At 37.8% G+C, this 22,776-nt stretch carries 16 protein-coding genes; 2 read left to right on the top strand and 14 right to left on the bottom strand.

Going from position 1 to position 22,776, the window contains the following annotated elements; translation table 11 throughout:
• The first annotated feature begins 242 nt into the window (after positions 1-242).
• Positions 243-1,436 (top strand): IS110 family RNA-guided transposase, encoded by a 1,194-nt coding sequence (locus BUA88_RS10365; protein ID WP_072917368.1) that lies wholly within the window; start codon positions 243-245, stop codon positions 1,434-1,436.
• Positions 1,437-2,037: 601 nt separating this feature from the next.
• On the opposite strand, the gene BUA88_RS10360 is transcribed toward BUA88_RS10365, so the two are convergent.
• From BUA88_RS10360 to BUA88_RS10340, 5 genes are all read right to left on the bottom strand, one after another.
• Positions 2,038-3,726, bottom strand: coding sequence for a recombinase family protein (locus BUA88_RS10360; protein ID WP_072917364.1), 1,689 nt, complete (start codon positions 3,724-3,726; stop codon positions 2,038-2,040).
• Between the two features lie 77 nt (positions 3,727-3,803).
• Entirely contained in the window at positions 3,804-3,962 is a 159-nt protein-coding gene (locus BUA88_RS16170; protein ID WP_159430892.1) for a hypothetical protein, read from the bottom strand.
• 11 nt (positions 3,963-3,973) lie between these two features.
• Entirely contained in the window at positions 3,974-4,534 is a 561-nt protein-coding gene (locus BUA88_RS10355; protein WP_072917359.1) for a hypothetical protein, read from the bottom strand.
• 138 nt (positions 4,535-4,672) lie between these two features.
• Entirely contained in the window at positions 4,673-5,032 is a 360-nt protein-coding gene (locus BUA88_RS10350) for a helix-turn-helix domain-containing protein (protein ID WP_072917355.1), read from the bottom strand.
• 384 nt (positions 5,033-5,416) lie between these two features.
• Entirely contained in the window at positions 5,417-6,601 is a 1,185-nt protein-coding gene (locus tag BUA88_RS10340) for a hypothetical protein (RefSeq protein WP_072917348.1), read from the bottom strand.
• A gap of 848 nt (positions 6,602-7,449) precedes the next feature.
• Here BUA88_RS10340 and BUA88_RS10330 point away from each other — a divergent pair.
• Positions 7,450-8,112 carry a helix-turn-helix domain-containing protein gene (locus BUA88_RS10330; protein WP_072917345.1) on the top strand — a complete coding sequence of 221 codons (663 nt, stop codon included), beginning with the start codon at positions 7,450-7,452 and terminating at the stop codon, positions 8,110-8,112.
• 69 nt (positions 8,113-8,181) lie between these two features.
• Here the strand turns inward: BUA88_RS10330 and BUA88_RS10325 are convergent, their stop codons facing one another.
• Genes BUA88_RS10325 through BUA88_RS10285 form a run of 9 tightly spaced genes read right to left on the bottom strand, consistent with a single transcriptional unit; the run spans position 8,182 to position 22,765 of the window.
• Positions 8,182-9,558 (bottom strand): KAP family P-loop NTPase fold protein, encoded by a 1,377-nt coding sequence (locus BUA88_RS10325; protein WP_072917341.1) that lies wholly within the window; start codon positions 9,556-9,558, stop codon positions 8,182-8,184.
• A gap of 23 nt (positions 9,559-9,581) precedes the next feature.
• Entirely contained in the window at positions 9,582-11,051 is a 1,470-nt protein-coding gene (locus tag BUA88_RS10320) for a hypothetical protein (RefSeq protein ID WP_072917336.1), read from the bottom strand.
• Positions 11,052-11,072: 21 nt separating this feature from the next.
• Positions 11,073-12,017, bottom strand: a complete 945-nt coding sequence (locus tag BUA88_RS15930) for a macro domain-containing protein (RefSeq protein WP_083572482.1) — start codon at positions 12,015-12,017, stop codon at positions 11,073-11,075.
• Between the two features lie 46 nt (positions 12,018-12,063).
• Positions 12,064-15,702, bottom strand: coding sequence for a DEAD/DEAH box helicase (locus BUA88_RS10310; protein ID WP_072917333.1), 3,639 nt, complete (start codon positions 15,700-15,702; stop codon positions 12,064-12,066).
• 3 nt (positions 15,703-15,705) lie between these two features.
• Complete coding sequence (locus BUA88_RS10305) at positions 15,706-17,532, bottom strand: phospholipase D family protein (protein WP_072917330.1); 1,827 nt, start codon at positions 17,530-17,532, stop codon at positions 15,706-15,708.
• 1 nt (position 17,533) lies between these two features.
• Positions 17,534-18,718, bottom strand: a complete 1,185-nt coding sequence (locus tag BUA88_RS10300; protein WP_072917327.1) for a DUF6361 family protein — start codon at positions 18,716-18,718, stop codon at positions 17,534-17,536.
• Between the two features lie 29 nt (positions 18,719-18,747).
• Entirely contained in the window at positions 18,748-21,654 is a 2,907-nt protein-coding gene (locus BUA88_RS10295; RefSeq protein WP_072917324.1) for a type I restriction endonuclease subunit R, read from the bottom strand.
• A complete protein-coding gene (locus BUA88_RS10290; protein ID WP_083572481.1) occupies positions 21,648-22,211 on the bottom strand; it encodes a restriction endonuclease subunit S in 564 nt (187 codons plus the stop codon). The genes BUA88_RS10295 and BUA88_RS10290 overlap by 7 nt, the downstream gene beginning before the upstream one ends.
• Positions 22,208-22,765: a restriction endonuclease subunit S gene (locus BUA88_RS10285; RefSeq protein WP_159430891.1), complete on the bottom strand. Its 558-nt coding sequence runs from the start codon at positions 22,763-22,765 to the stop codon at positions 22,208-22,210. The genes BUA88_RS10290 and BUA88_RS10285 overlap by 4 nt, the downstream gene beginning before the upstream one ends.
• Positions 22,766-22,776: the final 11 nt, after the last annotated feature.

Raw genomic sequence — 22,776 nt, 5'->3', positions numbered from 1 at the left:
CGATTCTTAATATATGAGTAGAGGCTTTTATAGTCTCTGCTCTTTATTTATGATGAAGGTGATTGGTCTGACGGAATCTTCGATTGGGACACCACGCCCGGAGACAAATGTGTCAGCCCGCCTTCATCGTTCTACATTCGATTCAGCAAGTTGGGAAAGTATTTCTCCCGTTTAACTAAAGAATATGAGTGAACCATGAAGAGCCGGATCCAATCAATATAAATCGAAAGGAGATACTCTCTATGATTGCTGTTGGTATTGATGTTTCAAAATCCAAAAGCACAGTTGCCATCCTCAATGGAGATGGTAGTATCCGTGCTAAGCCTTTTGATGTTCACCACGTCGCTGATGATTTGCAGGCATTAGTCAACTACATCAAAGGAACTTCTGAACCCCCGACCATACTTATGGAGCCCACCAGCCACTATCATTATCCACTCCTAAAAGCCTTTCAGGAAGCGGATCTTTCTGTTTGTCTAATCAATCCCTACCAGATGAAGAAATATGGCGATACCGAGCTTCGGAAGGCGAAAACGGATAAAAGGGATGCCCTACGGATTGCTCAGTATGCTCTCGAAAAATCTTACACATTGGTTCCTTACACTCCTACTGATCAAAAGTATGAAGATCTTCGTTTTCTTTCCAGGCAATACACCCAGAGGATATCAACCCTTACAGTTGCCAAAGTACAACTACTCAATCTTCTGGATGAAACGATGCCAGGTATTACGACTATCCTTCCTCTTAAAAGCCGGGATCCCGACAACTGCGTTCTTCTGCGCTTCATTAAGCGTTTCAAGTCCTTTGACGTGATCCGAAAGATGGGTAAATCGCGTTTCCTTGACAGCTATCAGGTCTTGGTCAAAAAAACGAAAGATTATTATGCCGGTGCCAAAGGATTGGCCATCTATGAACTCGCCCTTAACAGCATTACAACGCGCGGTGAAAACCCTTTGTCATCCATGGCTCAGGATCAGTGTGTTGATCTTGTATCAACGTCGCAGAAAGCTGCTGATGAGATCAACCTGCAAATGAGAATCATCGCAGAAACCATACCGGAATATAAAGTGCTGCGTTCCATGGCTGGCGTAGGTGACCGGCTCGGCCCCATCATACTCGGAGAAATCGGTGACGTACGCCGTTTTCACAGTGGAAAAGCGCTCAATGCTTATGCCGGCAATGATGCCCCGCCGTATCAGTCCGGACAGTTTGAGAGCCGGAATCGTCACATCTCTAAACGTGGCAACCCGGCTCTCAGAAAAGCTTGTTTCGAGGTTATGCAGGCTCTCAAACTGACAAAACCTCAGGATGATCCTGTATACCTTTTTCTGCTCAAAAAGGAACAGGAAGGGAAACCCTACAACGTAGCCAAGATGGCTGCCGTCAATAAGTTCCTGCGGATCTACTACGCTCGTGCAATGGAGTTGTACAAGTAAATCCGTCCGCCTTCATTATAGCCGTAAACTGCCGGCCTGCAACAGCAGGTCTTATTAAGGTTACTCTTTTTCTGTTCTCAAAGTGCTCAAGATCTCCAAAAATCAGCTTGACAAACATTAGCAAGATTTGTTAATTTCATTGTCTTTAATTATACAGAATCCTTAGTCTTCATGAAATACCAAAACCTCATTCAACCGGAAGAAATCATCCGGTTTTGAAATCTTCTTTGCTTAGAGCAGTACTAGATTCTTTTTCTTTTCTACCACTGCCCTTTTCACTTCTCAAGAGCAGTGCTGAATTCATTTTCTCCCTTTGCACTGCTCCAATCTCTTCTCTAAAGCAGTGCTAAATCCATTTTCTTTTCTTCCACTGCCCGAATCGCTCTATAAAGGCAGTGCAAATCATATATCTCCCAATCTGCACTGCCTGTGCAGCTGTTTTCAGGCAGTGAAAATCCTAAAACCGCCGCCAGCACTGCCCGCGCCACCGGAAACGCCTAGGCAATCCCACAAAAAAGGCCCAGCCCCGGCAAAAAAGCCAAGGGGCTGAGCCCAATTATTTCATTTTATGCAACGCAGTGTAGTAATCTCAGATTACTTGTTAGCTATAGCTGCCTGTGCTGGTGCAGGCAGGTAACAACACTTTATCATTCATAGATTCCTGCAGCTGTTTTTTTTTCCAATCGGAAGTTGCTTGACTATAAATCTCATTTCCATATGCCGGATTAAGATACCACTTAAATACTCCGTGATCATAAACAATCTGATCAACGAAATTATCAATCACTGTTTCAGGTATCTTGGCTCTGGAATCAAAGGCAGTCATTCTAATGAACTCTGAGAGACTATCAATACGTCTATCCTTTGCTTCATTATCTTCCAATTCTAAAACCCGTTGTCTGCATTCGTCATTTAATTTTTCAAGATTTAAGATTTGATCTTCTAACTTCTTTTTCTTGCTGCGGAAGACTTCTCTGGAAATATCTCCTTCAGTACACATGTCGACCAGATTCGCAATCTGTCTGTTAAACTTTTCAATCTGACGCATGTTACGTTCAAGCATTTCCTTATCGTTTCTCTCCGGAGCCTTTACCTCGGCAACATCCTGTGCCATAGCCATAGCTTCCTTATAAATAGCTTCCTTGTTAGAAAGAACTTTCTTGAAAATGAAATCAGCCTGAACTTCTAACTTCCATCCCATAAATGATGAGTTATCACAAATGCCTTCAGTATCAAGTCCCTTTTTCCTTCTTCCTTCGGGAGTCCCCGTTCGAAGCTGTCCATAGCATTGATATACAAAGGAATCTGAACCATCTTTTGCCTTGTGAGCTACTCTTCTGTTCATGGCATGACCACAGGAACAAACACATTTGTTACCCCAGATATTCTTGCAGGGCGACTGGCCAAGCAATCTACCGGCTTTATCACGTTTACCGGTTCGATGTTTTTCTCTTATCTCCTGTGCTCTGTCAAAGTCCTCAGGAGAAACCAGCTTTTCATGTGTACCTTCCACATACACCTTATCAACTGCTCCATGATTGTTGATTTTCTTTTGAACCAAATAATCAGGAACATACTGCTTACGATAAACAATTCTACCGCAATAAAAAGGATTCTGCAGAACTCTGTTTACATTGCCAGACTGCCATCTGGTAAGTCCTGTCGCTGTCTTTCGCCCTTCCTGCTCCATGATGTCCTGAATCTTACGGACACCATTGCCTTTAAGATAAAGTTCAAAGATTCGCTTTACAGTGTCGGCCTGTTCCTTATTAACAACAAGCTTATCACCTACTCTGTCGTAACCAAGAATATTGCCATTGCCATATAAGACTCCATTCTTAAATGAAATCATCTGACCAGCTTTTACTCTCTGTGAAATTTTCTTACTCTCGTTCTGAGCCAGCGTAGCCATGATAGAAAGTCTAAGCTCTCCATCCTCATCATTCATTGTCCAGATATTATCTTCTGTGAACCACACCTCCACGCCATAAGTCTTGAGGGTTCTGGTCTGCTGCAGTGTATCAACTGTGTTTCTTGCAAACCTGGATACCTCTCTGGTTACAATTAGATCAAATTTCTTTTCTTTTGCATCTCTGAGCATTCGCATAAACGAATCACGCTTGTGAATAGATGTACCGGTGATACCTTCATCAATATATCTATCCACCAAAGTCCAGTCCGTATGCCTGCTCAATATATCATCATAGTACTGCACCTGATTTTCCAATGCAGAAATCTGCGCCTCATGCTCTGTGGAAACACGGGCGTAGATAGCAACTTTTCGCGCCATAACGCACCTCGCATTCCTCAATCAAGCTGTACTAGATGAAACCTAGATACAGCTTAATTATAAAATTATTATCTTGTTTACTCAATGGGTAAATTGCGTTTTTCAGCAATATACCTCAACTCTTCATCTGTAATTTTACCTTCTTTATTGAGCTGCTTCATAATATCAAAAGCAGCAAGCTTGATAGCCATTTCCTCAGCTTCCGGAGGAAATGTAAGTTCTTTTAATTCCTTCATGCACATCCCTCCTATAGCTTTTCGATGAAATAATTTTCCATGTAGGAAATCACTTCACAATGAATACGGCTTGCTTTTCTCCTGACAACAGGAACAGTAACACCAGCTTCCTCTGCCAAAGTGTAATAATCCTTCTCCTGTTTCAAAAGCGGAATAATAAGTTCCTGCTCTTTCACACTGAGTGCATGCAGGTGTCTCTTAAAAGAAGCATATTCATCTGCCATCATTACAATGACATACTCTCTTCGCTTGAACTCCTGTACCAAAGCCGGATCTGATAAAGCATCCTCTGCTGAATTCAGTCCTTTGATAGCTCCCTCAAGCATTACATCAAGAACCGCTTCATCCGCTGTAGGATTACTATAATTACCCAAATTCTGAATACGGACTCCAAGTTCATCTTTATGATTGCTACGCTTTCTTTCCTTCTCTGCCTTAATCTCGTAGATCAGTCTCATCTTGCAATCCTCGATGATTCCCTGGAAAGAAGAGTAATTGGAATAAATCAGTTCGGCCCTCTCCCTCGCTGATTTGTCACCGTAGCTTTCATAGATATTAACCATAGTGGCCATATACACCTCCTATATTCAGTTGTGTTTATGTCACTTGGCTGCGCGCCGCTTCGTAACTCTTACATGTATAAGTCTAATTGGAATGCGCCTTATATTCGTTAGCGCGTATGTGAACATAAGGTACACATAATGTGAACCTTATCTCTCAAGAATCTGAATCTGCCTTAGCATTTCAAGTGCAGACTTCTTAGCCTTGTCTGTCTTCAGATTGTTTAGAATCTCTATTGCTTCATTAACGATAGGATCAAGATTATCCGGTGAATCACCGTTTAATATATAATCAGCAGATACATGAAACAGGCGACTGAGCTGTGTAAGCATCTCCGCTGAAACACCTCTGCTGTTGTTCTCATAATTGGAAATAGCAGACTTCCCCTCAAGATGAAGTTCTATAGCAAGCTCCTCTTGGGTAAATCCAGCATCTGTTCTTAGTTTCTTAATTCTTCCCCCAACTGTTGTTACATCAATTGCTCCATTGTTTCTATTTACTTTTTTCATCTTCTCCTCTTTTCCGGCTGATAACCGGAAAAAGAAAAAGACACATAAAAAGATTCAGCTTTAGCCGATTATCTTTTCATGCGTCCGCGGTGGATCTATGTCCCCATATCATGAAGCCTTAATTCAATTTTTATAAATAACATTTACCGTTTTTTTCTGTTCGTACTATTATTCTTTCTTCCGAACAATTCTTTAGTGTAACTACTCTTTTACACTTGTTTGTATGGCACTTCATTATGACCCCAGGCAAAACAAGATGTTCCTTATCTCCTATAGGTATATATGAAATGCTCATATATTTCTTACATTTTTTACAATAAAAATCTACCTTTTGCATACATTATTCCACCCCCGTAATGTTCAAACACATGCAAAATCAAAACATCACAAACTACGGCAATATATTAATCCTATATTATTCTCATATGCATAAGCTTCTACTTGCTGCTTTAACATTTCATCTCCCATATAACCGTTATCGTAAAAAATAATCGCCCCCTCGGTTGTTACAAGACAAAATGCATCTCTAATATCATGCAAGTTACTCATCTCGCAAGTATCTCTAGTCGTACATTTGGGAAGCTTTATCCCATGGTTATTTAGGTATCTTTCTATGACATCAAAACGCTTTTTTATGCCTCCAACTCTTTCATAACTCTCAGGCAATAGTACAACCTCCGCATCAGCGACAAAATCAATTACTGACTTCTCAGATAGCTTTTCAAAGGAATTACAACTATCTATATCTTGCACAGGAAGAGCATATTGTAATTTTCTGTACGCAGCGATTTGCAATACGTATGACATTGCCTGAATCAGTTCATTGCTCAAGGCTCTCGGACCATAAAAAACACTAATAACTTGATACCATCTAATATTTATTTTACTTAAGTATTTTAGGCAAGTGATAACGAACAACTTATCAACGCCATAAAACTTTATCTTATTACGAATATATTTCTTATCCCAAAGAGCCTGCAACCAATTTCCTTTTTGGAATGCAACTACATCAACCGGCAATTTAATTTGATTACCTATTTCAACCAAATAGGCTCCCAATTCATAGTAATTGTCAGATGTACCTTTAAATAGTCGGTACTTTTCAAGCAACCCTAACGGTATGCCATAGAAATACCACAATATTGATTCTAAATAGTATTTCACCATCGGAAGCTTTTTTATAATATTTATTGTTTCCTCTATTTCTTGACTAGATAATGCATGTTCGTTCTCTGCCGGAGTAGAACAATTCTCATTACCAATTCTTCTATTTTCTTCATAAGGAACAATTAAGTCGTTAACTTCAACGCCAAGTACTTCCGCAATTATTTCAACATACTCTATTTTTCCAGGCTGGCTCATAGGCATATCATCCTTAAACTTGTTCCAACGCCTTATTGTCTCGATGCCAACCGGAGCTAAATTATTATCTGTCTGTGAAGAAAGTTCTTCAATCTTATAACAAATAATTCTTTGTATATCTGTTTTGGTCCGCGAGTCTTCATCCATAAGTTGATCATATTTCTTATTAAGAAAAATGCATTTGCAGCCCATATAATCTTTGAGCATATACCACATCCTCCATTCATATTAGTTTAGTTATGCCATTATTATTCAAGATTCTCTTTAAATAGTCATGGTATAAAATGAGGTATTTTTTATTTTTCTTTGGTATTTTTATAAATAACACTTACCTGAAGGTTCTGTTTTCTTTTTAATTTGTCCTTCAGTAAACCTTTTTAAAGTAATTACTCTGGTACACTTATGTGTATGACACTTTAATATAATTCCATTCATAGCAGGTGCATTATCATCACCACATAAACAGTACGACATCCGCATTGACTTCTTACAGTTCTTACAATAGAAATCAATTTTCTTATATTCACTATAACACTCCGTTACATACTGTTTATTAACGCCCTCTGCATGCCCTTTACTGACAGGGACTCCCCCAATTTTTTCCTCCACAGAATTCATCACCATCAAAGCCTTTCTTTCGTTCTTTCGTTACTTCCTAATTGAAAGTATATCACCTCGAACACCTGTTCGCAATAATAGCCTACAAAATAACAAAAATATCTGACAGTCGTGAAAAACGTGTCCTCTACCTTATGATTCTAATGCTAACAAAAATACCTGTCCCGATATATGGACTTTTACATGAGGCAAGTGCACCTCTTACACTTTACCTCATATCTTTCATTACATTATTACTCCTTCCTTTAATGAAAAACTTCAGTCCTAATAATCATAGTAACTAGTTCCTATGATTAAATTATATTTATCGACATACGATATATCAAAAGTCATATATTTAATTGTACTTATATCACTTTAATGCTATTATATCGATATATATAACAACGATATATATTAACAATATCGCATATCATTTTAGAAAAGGTGACTACATTATGGAATATATTGAAAATGCTAACAATTTCATTAGGGAAAGAATGAATAAATCCAAAATTAAACAAAAAGAATTAGCTGAAAAAGTTCTCGGAACAAATCAACCGAATTTCAGCTCAGCGCTTAATCAAAAAAAAGGACGCCACTTTACAATTGAACAGTATATTGCATTAGCTGATTACTTTGGTGTTTCACTTGATGAATTATTCGGACGTAAAACAGCTTCATCTCAAATTAGTGCTAGAAGCATCGGTTCATGGATTATCGATTTGTTTAAATCCAAAAGAGCTATATTAAAAACAGTAACACTTCAGGAAACAGATGCTAACAATCAGTGGGAAGATTTTCCTACATCTACCGAATACCAAGCTCTGCTATTCCCAAATTATGATAATAACAGTGCACGATTTGAAGGCTTTAAATTTGATAAAATGATTAATGGAGCCTCTGCATGCTATGACAATAGCGACAGTGATAATATCGCAATCAATGCCTTCATTAAAAAATACTTGGATATTGAGAACTTCAATTCAGAAAAAGGCATGCCAGAAGAAGCTTATAAAATATTAATCAATACATACCTTAATGAATTGAGCTCAGACTCCTATTGTGCGCCTCAAAAATTTAGAGAAAAATTTGTGCCTGCAGATGAGGATTTATTCTAATACCGTATATACAAAGAACAGCTCACCGTTAAGGTTAGCTGTTCTTTTAAAATTCTTTGTATATATGAATTAAAACTCAATCTGCAATGAAAACAAATTGATTACATTCAATAACCAGGCCTTACTGTTCTTGTCAAAAGTCATTAATCCAATTTCCTTCTGATATGAATTGGATTTATCGTAATCAAAAATCGCTTCATATATTTCTGTTAATCGCTGGTTAAAATCCACTTCATTTGCGGCATTATTACCAGTTTTAAAGACTTCATTTTTTTTCAGCATAAAATGATCTACTAAATCTTTATTATCACCTTCGTATACTTCAAGCATAAATGATGCTTCTTTACCATCAATGAACTTTCTATATTTCTTAATGTCTGCCATTCTTAATCCAATAATCAAAGGCGCGACATTAGCCATCATAAAAAACTTTGCTCTATCCTCTGACCAGACTGGATTATTTTTATAAAATCTATTATTATAAATTGCAATTTTTATGATTTTTGCAAATCTCTCAGCCTGCCTCATACTAAAATCAAGCTTTGATACCACAATTTTACAAACAGATGACGCTAAATCATTGGATGCAAAACAAATGGAGTTAAAATACTTATCTACATCTATCATCGGAATATCTATCGTTAAGTCAAAAAAACGATCCAAGTATTCAGTAGAGCTAAATCCATCACCATAGAACCGCTTTATTGTATGCTGTAGCTCGTCTATATTTACGGAAAAAACATATGTAACATTTTCATTGCTGAAATAGTGCTTTATACGTTCCAAAAGATTAACCGCATAATCTGGGCGACAACGATCTAATTCATCAATAAAAATAACCAAGCGATTTCCACGTTCCTTTATAACGTTTGTTATGAATTCTTCAACCCGTTCATGAACATGCTGCTGTGTGGAGATTTCTTCTAAATAATCTTTACTTTCAAGAGAATCTAAAAACTTTTCTATATTAACACCGGTCTTTTTTTCGACAAAAGGAATTGCAACGCCCTTAATAATCTCCTTAAATTCAGGCTTACCTTTTATCTCATCCTTTAAATCAAGCTGATTAATAATCTCATAAACAATTGATAATATCGGGTCTGTAGCATTATCATTCAGCCAAGCATCATAATAAACCGGAAGCACAGGAGCAAACTCCTGACCAATTTCAGCCTTATGCTTTTTCCAAGAAGAATTATTTCTTACCTCATTGTAGTATGGTCTATTTTCAAAAAATGGATTCTCTGCTTCGAGCAATAACTTAGCTTGCTTAACAAAAAAAGTTTTGCCGGTTCCCCATCTACCGTTTACTGCAAGTGACACACTACCATCAATAGTATTTAACATATCAAGAAATCTATAAAGGGACTGATTTCTTGATATAGAATCATGAAGTAATGTATCCAAAATATTATCGTCTGTATCTTTTAATTCATATGATTCCAAAAGTTAACCCTCCAACCTTAATATCATTTTAAATCTAGATAATCGTCTATCTCATCTTCATCAATACGCTTAATAATATGTTTCGCCTTCTCCACAGGAAATGGCGCTTCTTCAGAAGAATAATAGTTTTTATCTACAATCCTTACCAAAGCTTCATGGTTATCATGTCCCGCAGGAACAAGAACAGTATCCCCAACTTCGTAAGAATCATCATCTGTCAAATAGCAGTAGGTCTTACCTCCCGGCTCAAACTCTACATCACAGAATATATAATCTGATGATGTGCGCTTTGCCTTACCATAAGACGCTTTGTTAAAAAGCTCTCCAATTCCATAGAAAGCCATAAAATCATAAATCTTTTCTATAAACTCCGGATACTCGTCAGGCAGCCCAAGTTTATCAAAAGAACCCTCTATCGTCTTTTCGGTTCCATGCTGTGTGCGAACAGTTATCCTATAGTTGCATTGATTCATTGGATCATCAATGGCATCAGGCGGATTGCCTGTAACATCATCAAACATCTCTGGCCATAATTCATCCAGAAGGCTACTGATACCTTCCTCTACATGATAAGTATTTGTAACAGAACACTGCTCAGCAAATTGAATATGATTTGTCAGCGTCTCCGTAGCCCTGTCTATTGTCAAAACTTCAGCATAATTCCAGGTCACAAATTCATACTCTGCTTCTTCCGGTAAATGTTTGGGCTTTATCTTGGTCTCACGGTTGTACTCAAGCTTCAAGTAGTCAATCTTTTCAGGGCATCCATCAAATACAAATAAATCATCTCTGCCAGTAGCTTCTCTAACCATATCAGAAAGTCCCTCAACTCTGTCTCCAGCATTTTCAAGCAAAGGCCCGTTGTATTGAAACTCCTTACCTTCTTCGTTTGTTAAAATCATTTCCCAGGCCCCCACATCCGTCACGCAATAAAGCTCATGTTCCTGCGAAAAACGATTTTCTATCACATCAAACAGATTATTAACAACTCCAACGTCTATCTTAAAGTTTGTCTTTTCTATCTGCCCATTAGCAAAAGATAATCTTGTAAGCCATACACCACCCTCCAAAGTAATAGTAAGATGCTGTTCCGTCTCATCCTCTGGCATCGGGCATGGGCCGAAGCAAATACAGTTAGAATCGATGCGAATCTTCTTTAATTTTCCTTTGAATAAGTACCCTTCTGGAAATCTATCTACACCGTCAATATTGGCATTCTTTTCAGGTATTAAAACACCATCCGCTTCTGGCGGATTGGCATCATATCCCCATTCCTTCAAGATATTTTCAGCCATATCCTCATCAATATCATCAAGCCTTTCCCAGCAACCTCCGCCTAAATAAATAGCTCTGATATACATATCATCAGGATCATTTGGCTTCGGTGCCAGAATACTCCATTGTTTATCGCCTTTGTGGAGGATTTCAGGAAATCTTCCCTGGGCAGTTCTTATAAGCACATTTTTATACTGACTATCATATTGATAATACATTCCGCCAATCCTCCTTTGCGTTCAGTCTTGTTTCTCACATCTTTCTAACAACGTATCAACCAACAACGCCATGTGGCCATCCGCAACAGATTCACAAATCCAACTACCCTCGCAAAAATGATCTCTTCTAAAGTGCCATGCAATAACAGCTAAGATTTGTTTTTCCGTAAGATTAGTCAACCATTCCTTTGAAGGATTGGCTAAATCTCTATCAGAAAACTTTCCACCTTCAACCACCTTACCATAATCGGTAATTACCACATTGCTGTCATAGGCCTCTTTCATACAAACATGTAATATTTGATACAGCCCATGATGTCCCTGAGGTGGCTGATATACATTATATCTTTCAAAAAACTCCTTTAACTCATCATCCTCATGTATCGCATGAAAAAGAACCTCATATTTTTTGCACCACTGAATTACAGTATTTTCAACCTTCTCATCCCCTACAATTGCTTTAAGAGTTTTCTCTCCAGCCTCAAGAATCCTTTCATCTAAAACAGCGAAGATGATAGTAATATCATAGTCAGAATTATTACAAATAAAATCGTTGCAAGCCTGAATGGCTTTTCTCCATGCGCCATCCAAAGGATAACCAAAAATACCTGCAGATATAAGAGGAAAACCAATAGAATGCAATCCTTTTTCCTTCGCCAAGAGCAATGATTGTTTATAAGCACTATATAAAAGCTTTGGCTCATTGTGTTCGCCATCTGTCCACCGAGGTCCAACAGCATGAATCACATACTTTGCCGGAAGATTAAATCCAGGAGTAATCACAGCATTTCCTGTTTTACATCCCCCTATAACATTACAAGCCTTTGTAAGCTCTGCTGATCCTGCATCTCTAAAGATTGCACCACATACTCCACCGCCTTCCCACAACCCTTCATTGGCTGCGTTTACAATGGCATCTGTATCAAGTTTTGTTATACCAATCTTCTTAATCTCTATAGAACTCATAGCACCCTCTTTAATTTTGTATTAGTTATACCTATTACTTATTTCTCTAGATAATGAGAGTTTTCAGCTGCTTTTTCTTCTCAGCTATCTCCGCATCAAGAATATCTATCTTCTGCTTGATTTCAGCTTTCTTCTTGATGTTATCCAAAAAATCAGGATATTCTGATTTAAGGAAACCGCTCTCAAATGCCTGTGGAACTTGAAAGGCCTTTTTTCCAACCTCAAACTCTATAGAAATATGCTTACCATCATATTCCGTCGCAATACCTTCACCAAAACTCTTATGAGTAATCAGCATACCTACAACTTCGTAATCTTTGATGTCATCTTTTTCAGCTGTCAGCAACTGAAGCTGCTCTTCATAACTATCAAGTTCTTTTTGTAGTATTTCAATTCGAGTCTGTCTCTCTGATTTTTTCTTTTCTTCAATGACAGGCTTTCTTGCACTCATTTTTTCTTTCCATTCTCGATTAGTTCTGATATAAGGGCTAAGATTGATAAAAAGTTTTCTAATATAGTCCTTGTCCTCTATCCCACTTTCGAGAATGTATTCTACAAGTTCTTCCTGCCTTGCTTGTCCCATAGTTAGTCTGTATAACGACAGTACCTTTCTTAGCCTATCGTAATTAACTTCATCCTTGCTGACTGGATACATCGGAATAATTCGTTCTATCTTTACTGCCTGATTTTTTCCCAGACACCAATAAGGAACAAGCTCTGATTGATCTTCTGTACGTATTTCCTCTGCAGCCATAGCAAATAGTTCCTGCCATACATCACTATCAAATTCCCTGTCAGAAAATCGTCCAGCAATATCCTGTCTTATAGCAAGACACTTATATCGATTGATACGTCCTTCTCTCTGCTCAAGATCAATAGGATTACTAGGCAAATTCCAATGCATAATTTTGCGACAATAATGGTGAAAATCCAGACCTTCCTGTCCAATTGAAGTGGTTGCCAAAACAAACGGCCTCATAGGACTGTTAAATGCATTTCGAATACTATCCTTACGATCAACATTCTTGGATTCATTACCTTCGCTTTTAGTAAATCCAACTGCATAATGAGATCTCATGAATGTTCTCTGATATCTTTCTCCATTCATTCTTTTCTTGAATGCCGGAAATGTATCAATTGAATAACTGGCAGAATGAATCTTCAACGCATCAATCATCAGCTCATGTACCTGGCTATTTTTATCTTCTGATAATCCAAAACCAGCACCTTCAGAAACCATATGAACATACTCATCGAGCATTGCACCGAAACCACCATCACAGCAATATCTCAGAACATTTCTCCAATGCCCATCTCCTTCTGAATCCTCGTTATCTCCATAAGCAAGCATAATTGCCGCAGTTGCTTCAGTTGCATTGAAACGGTTGATGAAAACTTTAGCCAATTCCGAAGATTTTCTCAGATCCCCACCATTAGAACGAAATGCGCATACTGCAAATGAACCTATTGCCATATCTGCTAAAACACTCGCCAGATCACTTGGAACACGTCCCATTTCTCGGTCGGCTGCATTCATAAGAGCATTCATTCTTCTAAGGTGTACTTCCAATCCGGTCGTTCCCGAATCCTCTGTTGTATCATCTGCATCAGGATTTGTATTTATCATTACGTTTATCCATCTACTGACATATTCAGCTCCATCCAGAAGTGCCGGAGCCATATAATACCATTTCTTATCCTCACGAACAGAATCATGCTCGTATTCTTCAAGAATCGGAATTAAAAGATTACTAATCTTAACTTTTAATTCTTCACGAATCTCGCTCAGTGTATATCCGGCATTAAGATAATCAATTGGCTTATACACTTCTGCAAGCGTTTCAGAGGGATAAAGCAAACAGAACATATACATTCCTCTTGGTTCTCCCTTAGAAACATTAAATCGGAGTCTTGCCGTTGGATAACGTAATTTTGCCTCGGTAAAATATTTGTTGTTTTCGGATTTTATCCCTTCTTCATTCGATACTACACCAACTGTTCTTCGTTCTTCTTCATATGAAATCATGCTTCCAATCATCTTAGGCACCATCTCCCATGATGAAAAAACTAGTATCTTTGAAAAGCCTTTACTATCTTTATAAACACCTTCCAAATTGTAATATGGTCTTGAAGGCGGAACCCACATATATAGTTCAGAACGATTATTAAAAATCTGTCGTTTTAGTTCTTCAAGTCTTGCATTATTAGAAGGAATCTCACTGTAGGTTTCGAGCCAGTTACGATTAATCCAAAGATACTTCCCTTTTGTCTTTGAAATCTCTTCCGGATTCTTTTTAATAATCCGTTCTACTCGCTCCTTAACCTTATAGTGATTCATATAAGACATGAGATACGGTGTACTCTTTGCATAGTCAACCAGCAGTGATCTTTCTTCCCCGATATCTTTTAACATCCGCCCCATATCAACAAATGTATGGATATCTCCCTCTGAAATACTAAGTGAATGGTGAACACTGCTATCATCAATATAATCACCTGTATCCATTACAGATATACGCTCTGTACGACACATGAGACCATACATTTCATCTTCTGCTTTTTTCTTAAGATGTAAGACAGCTGCATCACCTTGAATCACTTCTCTAAGCGCTACAGAATAATCCGACCACACTTCAGAAAAATGTTTCATCCTCGTTTTGTCATTAAGTAAAAATTCAATAACCTGAAAAAACTCTCTGTAATACTCATCTGGTGAATCAGCTTCCTCAATTTCCTCCATTGTCGAATATAACTTGTATGGCGTTGCGGAAAGCAAGAGTACCTTCAATCCTTTTGTCTCAAAAAACCGTTTTGCAATTACACCGTTTTCCGTCTCTTGTGCCTCAGAATCAATCAAACTTTTGAACCGCTGAAACTCATCCATAATAACAAGATCCGGTTGAAGCATGCTGACACTTATTTCTGCAAACATTCTTCTGAGTTTTTGAAGAACATAATTATTCGAATAGGTTACTTCCTCCCCATTCTTTATTTCCTGTACGTGTTGAATCAGAAGATCATATATATGATTCTTTGAGTCAAATTCTTCAATCTTTTTAATTACGTTACCAGGATACTCTGTTCCTTCATCTTCTAGGAAATTAATCTTCTCGTTATAATGATTTACATACCAATCCCACCAGTTAACCCCCTGAGAAATAAATGAATTAATCTCCGGCAACCAATCTTCGAGTGCTGGTATTCTCATTAGAATGGCATACATCAATGCTCGTTCTTCTTTCGTACCTCCACCATTTGTCATACTGAATGATGTACTCGGAGTCAATGGTATCAACTGTGCATAAGATTTATTCTTCTTTGAGGAATACTCCTGTTCTGCAATTTTCAAGTGCTGCATGGACAGTCTTGCATCACCACTATTCCCATCAGGTCTAATATTGAATACATCTAGCTTCTGTATGTTCTGATTAGCGATAACCTGATTCGAACATATATATACAATCTTAAATATGTCATCGTTCTTCTCATATTGAATCAGAGCAGTCTTTGCAATTGCTCCTCTAGCAATAAGAGTTTTCCCTAGCCCCACTTCATCTGCAACCAGGACTCTATTTTGCCCATGACGAAAAAGCTCATCGATTCTTTCAACTGTTGCACACTGAAAATCTTTAAGCTGAGCCATCGTCTTTTCTTCAATTGAACGAAGATTTTTCTCCAAGTCCATAAGTTACACCTGCTTTATTCCAAGAGTATTACAAAAAACTTCATACATCTCCCTAAATTCCGGAGGTATAATTTCTTCTTCCTCTATAGCTTTAGTAATATACTGTATCTCGCCTAACCTTTCTGGATCAGAAACAGAAGTCTTCAACATTTTTTCATAAACAGCGGGCATTGCACTATTCTGTTCCCATTCACCAAATTCTCCCGATGATTTCTTGTTTTCCAAAAACGACTGAACATAGTCATCACCAAGAATAAACGCGACATACTCAATAAACTGATTCTTTGTCTTTATGACATTCTTGATAATTTCCGCATCTCTTCCCTCTGGTATTCCAGATGTAGGAATCATTATCACTCGGTCCAATGTGCAATCATCAATTGTCGCAGACACAACATAAAACTCCGATAGCTGTAGCATCTCCAGTGAATTAAACTCCATATCTGGCAGTAATTCACTTTCCTTATTACTTCTCAAAGGTCTGATAACAACTCCGTCCATCTTACAGTTGATTTCCGCTGATACTCGAACATCAAATTTTCCAGAATTAGCTTCAACTCGCGCGCTCATCTTTATCCGGCATATTTTTTTTATCAACTGCTCAACACTATCCTGAACTGATGTCTCATCAATTTCATCTATATCATCAAGAGAAACCAACTCAAACGGATTTTTCTTTCCTTCACGGTCATCTCCCATGATGTCATCAAGAAATTTTTCACCATTCAACAAACTATTCTTCGTCCTAAGTCGCAGCATCATTTCCACATTTGAATTAATGGCAGCGTATGATGCGTTCATTGAGCCTAAATATAAATCTGTGGTATTATACTTTCTTCTCACGTAAATTTTGGCGTGAATATCCTGTTTGCCTGATTCCTGTTCAAATTGCTCTTCTCCGTCAGATATCGAACTCTCGCCGTCAATGATATCATCCTTCATTACATAAACATCAAAATTAGAAGCCTTCCCATCAGCTATCTTTGGAAGTTCAGACCTTCGTGTTATTAATGTTCTTGTCGTACCGGTTAATGTCTTTCCAGGATTATTAAATCCAGCTATCACGCTTCCAGTCAAAAAAGGGGACATAACTACCAACTCGTGGAAGTTTTCTGTAAAAAGCCAATTTGCAGCCATATCATAGCTTCCTGAACCTATGCCAAGAGGCATGATGACACATTCAGAAAAACCATCTTCCACCTGAAAATTTACATGCGAAATTGTCTTAATCATGTAAGCAATATCACTGTTTTGTCTTGTAAAATTTACAAGATCTTTGTTCAATTGTTTCTTAAGGAATTTTAAAAATTCCACTATCGGTTCCGCACTCACCTCTCCTAAAGACGAAGTATCACCATCAAGAGCACAAGCAACATCCCAACTGTGATCGAATGTCATATTCCTGCTCATGACTACAAATCTGTACTTCTTTTTTCCTTCTTCATTGCTATATTCAAGTAACCATGTTTTCGGATGAAAAGCAGGAAAACGTTTAATCTTCTTATCATATGGCACCGATACTGGAACCACCATCTTTTCAAGAGTCAAGCAAAGTGCATTCGGCTTGGACGGTAGTTTAATTTGCCCTGCTTCACAAAATACAATTATCCTGTCTGATATCTTTTGGAGTGCGCTAAGCATACTAATTGGATTACTAATCAGCTCACTATCGGTATCCTCAATTAACCCTAAAGCTATAGCTACTGCCGTTAAGGTCTCAAGATCAAGTGAATATGTTGTTCCGATAGCATGTTCCAACTTGTAACCAACGGGTGGCATAAGCACTTCGCCGTAGTTTATTCTGTCCCTTGCTGAAGTTGGCTTAAACATCTCACACCACCTCCGCATTCATAATATCTCTAATTATTCTCTTAGCTGGCGTGTATCTATAGTCTAGTCTATCTATTCCAATCCAATTCTGGCTCTTAAATTCTCCAACTCGATTTGTTTTGGCTCTCTTCGGGCCTTTTAATGCTATTTCCCGCTTAACAATAAGATTATCCACCGCTTCGATGTCGTCATCTCTGATTGCATCCTGGACTCTAATCAAAAACGTTTTCAGTTTAAGATTCCTAATGTCCAATTTGTGAAAGATAGCTTTTAGGTCAACCTCACTTCGACGTTTTAAATCCTTTGAATAAAGCTCCCAATTCTCCTGAGCATATTCGTTATTTCCACCGGAAACAATCAGGTTGTATCTTGTAGTGATTATTGATACAAGATTGTTGAAATCATTCGCCAGCTCCATCATATAGCGAAGTTCCTCATCAACAGATTCTTTGATGTCCTCTGTAAGTGCACCGAAGGAACTATACTTATCCAGTTCAATATTGTTCTTTAAAATGAACGCAAATAGGCTGTTTCTCTGAGTTGTGATAATCTGAGTTCTCAAGAATGCTGCCTCTCCAGGCAACAATTCAATACTCAGATTATCTCTCCAATCACTATGATATGTATCACCTAAACTCCAAAATTGAATGGAAGTAATATCGCCTGCATCTACATCATCTTTTTCGTTTTCTTCTGCGTCCTTATCTCTATTACCATACGCTTTAGTTTGTTTTAAATTTCTTTGAATAATACTCTGATGTATATATTCCTTAACAGAAAGATCCTCCTTAAAGATTCCAATTCTCTTTATTCCGTTCCAATAGATATTCGAAGGTGTTCTTAAAACCCATGATCTTGGCACTAGACTACCTATAACGCCATCATTGCTTGTTTTTATGAGAATATCTCTGCAGTTGCGTTCCTCACTGTCAATTCTTCTTAGTATTGTGTTTATATCCGAACCATATTTACCATTCCCTGCTTCAAAAAGAACATACGGTACTATAAGAAAATACTTTGCCCTTGTTTGGACAGTGGATGTACCTGGAAAAAAATAATCCGCAAAAGCATCACGAATTGCACCTATTCCCAGTTCATCAACAGCTCCTGGCTCATCCAACAGATGAATCACATTTAAAACTTTATTTCGTTCATCTTTCGAAAAATCTATCCACCCTATTGGCATACAAACACCACTCTTTCTCGCCAATGCAATTAATAATACTGCTCAATATAACTATAAGCCTGATCAAATACTTCCTGGTTCTTAAGCTTATACTTGATCCATATAATGCTACGTAATGCCTTCTTTACTTCCTTTTGGCCCTCAGTAGTATTCTGCCAGCCATCAAAACGAACTATTTTAACGATGCCATCAATATCATTAACAATTCGCTCAACAATTATAGGTGTCTTTTCATTTCTAACACCATTAAATAGTTCTGTAAGCGCAGCTTTACCTCGATCTATCTCTTCTTCAGGTACAACGGTACGCTCAGCTCTTGCAGCTTCACGCGCTAATGAAAGCAACATCTTTAGGAACTCGATACTTCCAATCAAACCTTGTTTATGCTGATCACGTAATTTTTCAAGTTTTTCTCCTAATTCAATATACTTTGGATCTTTGGAGTGTCTTTGAATCATAGCAACCAGATTGATTTCAACCTTCATGGTCGTTTTCTTAATATCTTTCTGTGCTGCAATAAAATCATCAATAAGCTCTGCATCCATCGTAATAATTTCATCTGGTTCCTCTGCTTCACCAACAATAATATTCTGATGAACAAGTTCCATTGTCTTTGCTCCAAAAGCAGTCCAAACTAAAGCGCCACGACTATCGGTTGGTTTTACAGATTCATAAACTTTTGCTAACCATTTATACTTATCACGGTATTCATTTAAACATGCATCAGGTGAAAGAGCTTCCCATGCACGTGAAAGTACTCTAAAGTATGCAGCCAACCTATCCTTTGTTCTATCATCAGGTAGTCTTTCTTGAGCTTGCAGCAAAATTTCCCAATCATCACCTTTTGTATCAATACCATCAAAAAACTGCATACAATCATCAACAAGCTGAGGTAACTTCTTCTTTACTTCTTCAATGTTGGTAATAACTTTTTTCATACCTTCTTCATCGAAGTTCAAAGCATTTGCTACATTATCAAAAATCCCAATATAATCAACAATCAATCCAAACGTTTTACCTGAATCATAGGTTCTGTTGGTACGACAAATAGCCTGTAAAAGATTATGATCTTTCATAGGCTTGTCCAAATACATTACCTGCAAAATTGGCGCATCAAATCCTGTTAAAAGCTTTGCTGTAACAATAACAAGCTTTAATGGTGTCTTTGGATCTCTGTAGTAATCTAAAAGCTTACTTTCTTCATCACGGTCTCTTCTGTAAGCCTTATACTTATCAGCTTTATCATTGTTAGTATCCATGACAATCGTAGAAGCGTCTGGTCCTAACAACTTATCAAGCTCTTCCTTATACATAAGGCAACAATCACGGTCATAAACAACCACCTGCCCCTTATAACCATTAGGCTCTATCTTTTCCTGGTAATGTTTCGCTATATGCTCACATACTTTTTTTATTCGCTTTCTGTCATACATGATAGCCTTCATGTTGACTCTGCGTGAAAGCTCTGCCTTATCCTCTTCCGATAAGTCCTTTGTCATCAAATCAAATTCTTCATTGATTTTTTCTTTATCTACATGCAGCTCGACTGGCACAGCTTCAAAGTTAAGAGGAAGTGTCGCTCCATCACGAATAGAATCCGAGAATGAATACTTACTCATATATCCACTCTTATCTTCTTCAGCCCCAAATGTTCTAAATGTATTCTTATCAACTCTATTGATAGGCGTTCCTGTCAATCCAAAGAAGAAAGCATTAGGTAAGGCTGTTCTCATCTTCTCGCCAAGGTCACCTTCCTGAGTTCTATGAGCTTCATCTACCATAAGAATGATATTGCTGCTCTCATTCAAACACTTATCTACATCACCAAATCTGAATATTGTAGTGATGAGGATTTTACGCATATCACCTTCAAAGAACTTTATAAGTTCTTCTTTTGTACGAGCAGCTGCCATGTTAGGTATGTCAGATGCATTGAAGGTAGCTGTAATCTGTGTTTCCAAATCCAATCTGTCATCAACAATAACAACTGTTGGATTCTTCAATTCCGGAATCATTCGAAGCTTATATGCTGCAAATACCATAAGCAAGGATTTACCGGAACCTTGGAAATGCCAGATAAGACCTTTCTTTGGATATCCGGCCTTAACACGCTCAACTATAAGGTTTGCACCTTCATACTGCTGATAACGGCAAATAATCTTGTACTTTCTATACTTCTTATCCGTTGCAAACATAGTAAAGAACTGGAATATATCCATTACCTTCTCAGGCGTAATCATGTCTACAACACTCTTCTGCACTGAAATAAGCGTACCTTCTGTTTTGTCATCTGGAGTATGCCATGGTCCCCACATATCAATAGGCATATTTACAGAACCATATCTATAACACTTTCCTTCAGATGCAAAGTTGAATACATTCGTTACAAACATCTGAGGAATACTCTTCTCATAATCTGCAATATCCTTTGCTCCATCTAGCCAAGTAATTGCATCACGGAAAGGAGTCTTAAGTTCACCAATAATAAGTGGAAATCCATTTACTAATAAAACTAAATCAAGACGCTTACCACCTTCTCTTGTTGGAAAGCACCACTGGTTTGTTACAACATACTCATTTAAAGCAAGGTTTTCCTTAGTCATCGTACCGAAAAAACGAATAGGAACCATTCTACCATCCTTACCAAACGGGAATGAGTTTTCTTCAAATATCAGTTTCTTAAATGTCTCATTCTGAGCAATCAGGTTATGTGGCTGTGCGGACAATATCAACGATCTAAGCTTATATATGACTTCATCTGCACGACTTGGTTCTTCTGCTATTTCTGGATTCAATCGTATTAGGGCAGCCTTAACCATGGATTCAACCATAACCTCTGAATCCTGACGCGGCATCTTATCTGCCGGAATATATGTCCATCCATTTTTTTGAAGGACCGATATAAGCATCTGCTCAATAGTATCTTCGTTTAACATAAAAACCTCCTCGTAACATTACATATATATTTTGATTTATCGCTCTGTTGATATAGCCTTACAAGTTCACTCTGTTCTTCACAAGGCATGTCTGGCATTTTGAACTGACGTATGTCCTTAAGATTTAATCCAACCTGAGCTACACCAAGTGTATTTTTTGCCATCATCTCTTGCATCAACGAAGTCTCCAACAATCCCTTCAACCATATTGGATTATATTCTGATTTCAAAGATATTCTGGCTGTGTGCTGAGTGATGTTAGCACCGACTAAATCAACCGGAACAATTGCTACACGGCCAATGGTACCGCCAATTGAAAGAAGTACATCGCCCTCATTTAAAGTTGATCTCAAATACTTATTATTCAATTCCGGCTTTGTATGAAGCATATCGTTAGTATGAATTATGCCGTCCGTATAATCTTTAACACGTACAACTGGCACCCCGCCTTCAACATTCGTTCCCGGTTTTACTATGCCATAAGTTATAGGTCTATCAGGAAGAACCATGTCCTCCATTACTACTGTTTTATCATTCTTGATATAAGGATCTATCATCTCGATAAATTGCGATTTGAAACAACAAATTTTGATTTATCGCTCTGTTCGACAAAAGCTACATACCTTTCTTGAAGATTAACTGGTGGCACGTAAATTCTCACTTGTGCGATGGCACTTAAAACAAAATCTCGGTTAGCTATTCCCTTTGTTAATCTTTGTGACTGTTGATAACAGTAGTCCATGTTAAGCATTCTTTCTAGGAACCTGCCATTAAGCTGATTCCCAAATTTCAGGACTGCAACATGTACCCAGTTAGCAAACTTACGATCAGTGTCAACATACTTCGCAATACCTGTTGTTCCGCCCTTTGAATAAAGGATGTCCCCTTTCTCAGGCTTACATTTTTTTATACATTCCTCATAATCCTGTTCGGAAATATACTTTGCTGTACTCCAGTCAATGCCATCACCATTCACAACGTTTCGAGTTGAAATAAATGGTATTCCCGACTCATCATCAATGTATTTAGGTGACTTATGCGGCCCATCCTTTATGTAATAGCATTCTTCTCCTAATGTTGACTCCTTCCAACCCATAGGATTTGATTCCATATCGCCAAACA

The organism is Pseudobutyrivibrio xylanivorans DSM 14809, assembly GCF_900141825.1.
Classification (GTDB): Bacteria; Bacillota; Clostridia; order Lachnospirales; family Lachnospiraceae; genus Pseudobutyrivibrio; species Pseudobutyrivibrio xylanivorans.
This window is presented reverse-complemented; position numbering and strand designations above follow the sequence as displayed.

Bases quoted from the DNA above. Each gene is read 5' to 3' on its own strand.
- BUA88_RS10310 (WP_072917333.1), bottom strand. From the start codon at position 15,702: ATGGACTTGGAGAAAAATCTTCGTTCAATTGAAGAAAAGACGATGGCT.
- BUA88_RS10295 (WP_072917324.1), bottom strand. From the start codon at position 21,654: ATGTTAAACGAAGATACTATTGAGCAGATGCTTATATCGGTCCTTCAA.
- BUA88_RS10285 (WP_159430891.1), bottom strand. From the start codon at position 22,765: ATGGAATCAAATCCTATGGGTTGGAAGGAGTCAACATTAGGAGAAGAA.
- BUA88_RS16170 (WP_159430892.1), bottom strand. From the start codon at position 3,962: ATGAAGGAATTAAAAGAACTTACATTTCCTCCGGAAGCTGAGGAAATG.
- BUA88_RS10365 (WP_072917368.1), top strand. From the start codon at position 243: ATGATTGCTGTTGGTATTGATGTTTCAAAATCCAAAAGCACAGTTGCC.
- BUA88_RS10330 (WP_072917345.1), top strand. From the start codon at position 7,450: ATGGAATATATTGAAAATGCTAACAATTTCATTAGGGAAAGAATGAAT.
- BUA88_RS10320 (WP_072917336.1), bottom strand. From the start codon at position 11,051: ATGTATTATCAATATGATAGTCAGTATAAAAATGTGCTTATAAGAACT.
- BUA88_RS10290 (WP_083572481.1), bottom strand. From the start codon at position 22,211: ATGATAGATCCTTATATCAAGAATGATAAAACAGTAGTAATGGAGGAC.
- BUA88_RS10350 (WP_072917355.1), bottom strand. From the start codon at position 5,032: ATGAAAAAAGTAAATAGAAACAATGGAGCAATTGATGTAACAACAGTT.
- BUA88_RS10355 (WP_072917359.1), bottom strand. From the start codon at position 4,534: ATGGCCACTATGGTTAATATCTATGAAAGCTACGGTGACAAATCAGCG.
- BUA88_RS15930 (WP_083572482.1), bottom strand. From the start codon at position 12,017: ATGAGTTCTATAGAGATTAAGAAGATTGGTATAACAAAACTTGATACA.
- BUA88_RS10305 (WP_072917330.1), bottom strand. From the start codon at position 17,532: ATGTTTAAGCCAACTTCAGCAAGGGACAGAATAAACTACGGCGAAGTG.
- BUA88_RS10340 (WP_072917348.1), bottom strand. From the start codon at position 6,601: ATGCTCAAAGATTATATGGGCTGCAAATGCATTTTTCTTAATAAGAAA.
- BUA88_RS10300 (WP_072917327.1), bottom strand. From the start codon at position 18,718: ATGCCAATAGGGTGGATAGATTTTTCGAAAGATGAACGAAATAAAGTT.
- BUA88_RS10360 (WP_072917364.1), bottom strand. From the start codon at position 3,726: ATGGCGCGAAAAGTTGCTATCTACGCCCGTGTTTCCACAGAGCATGAG.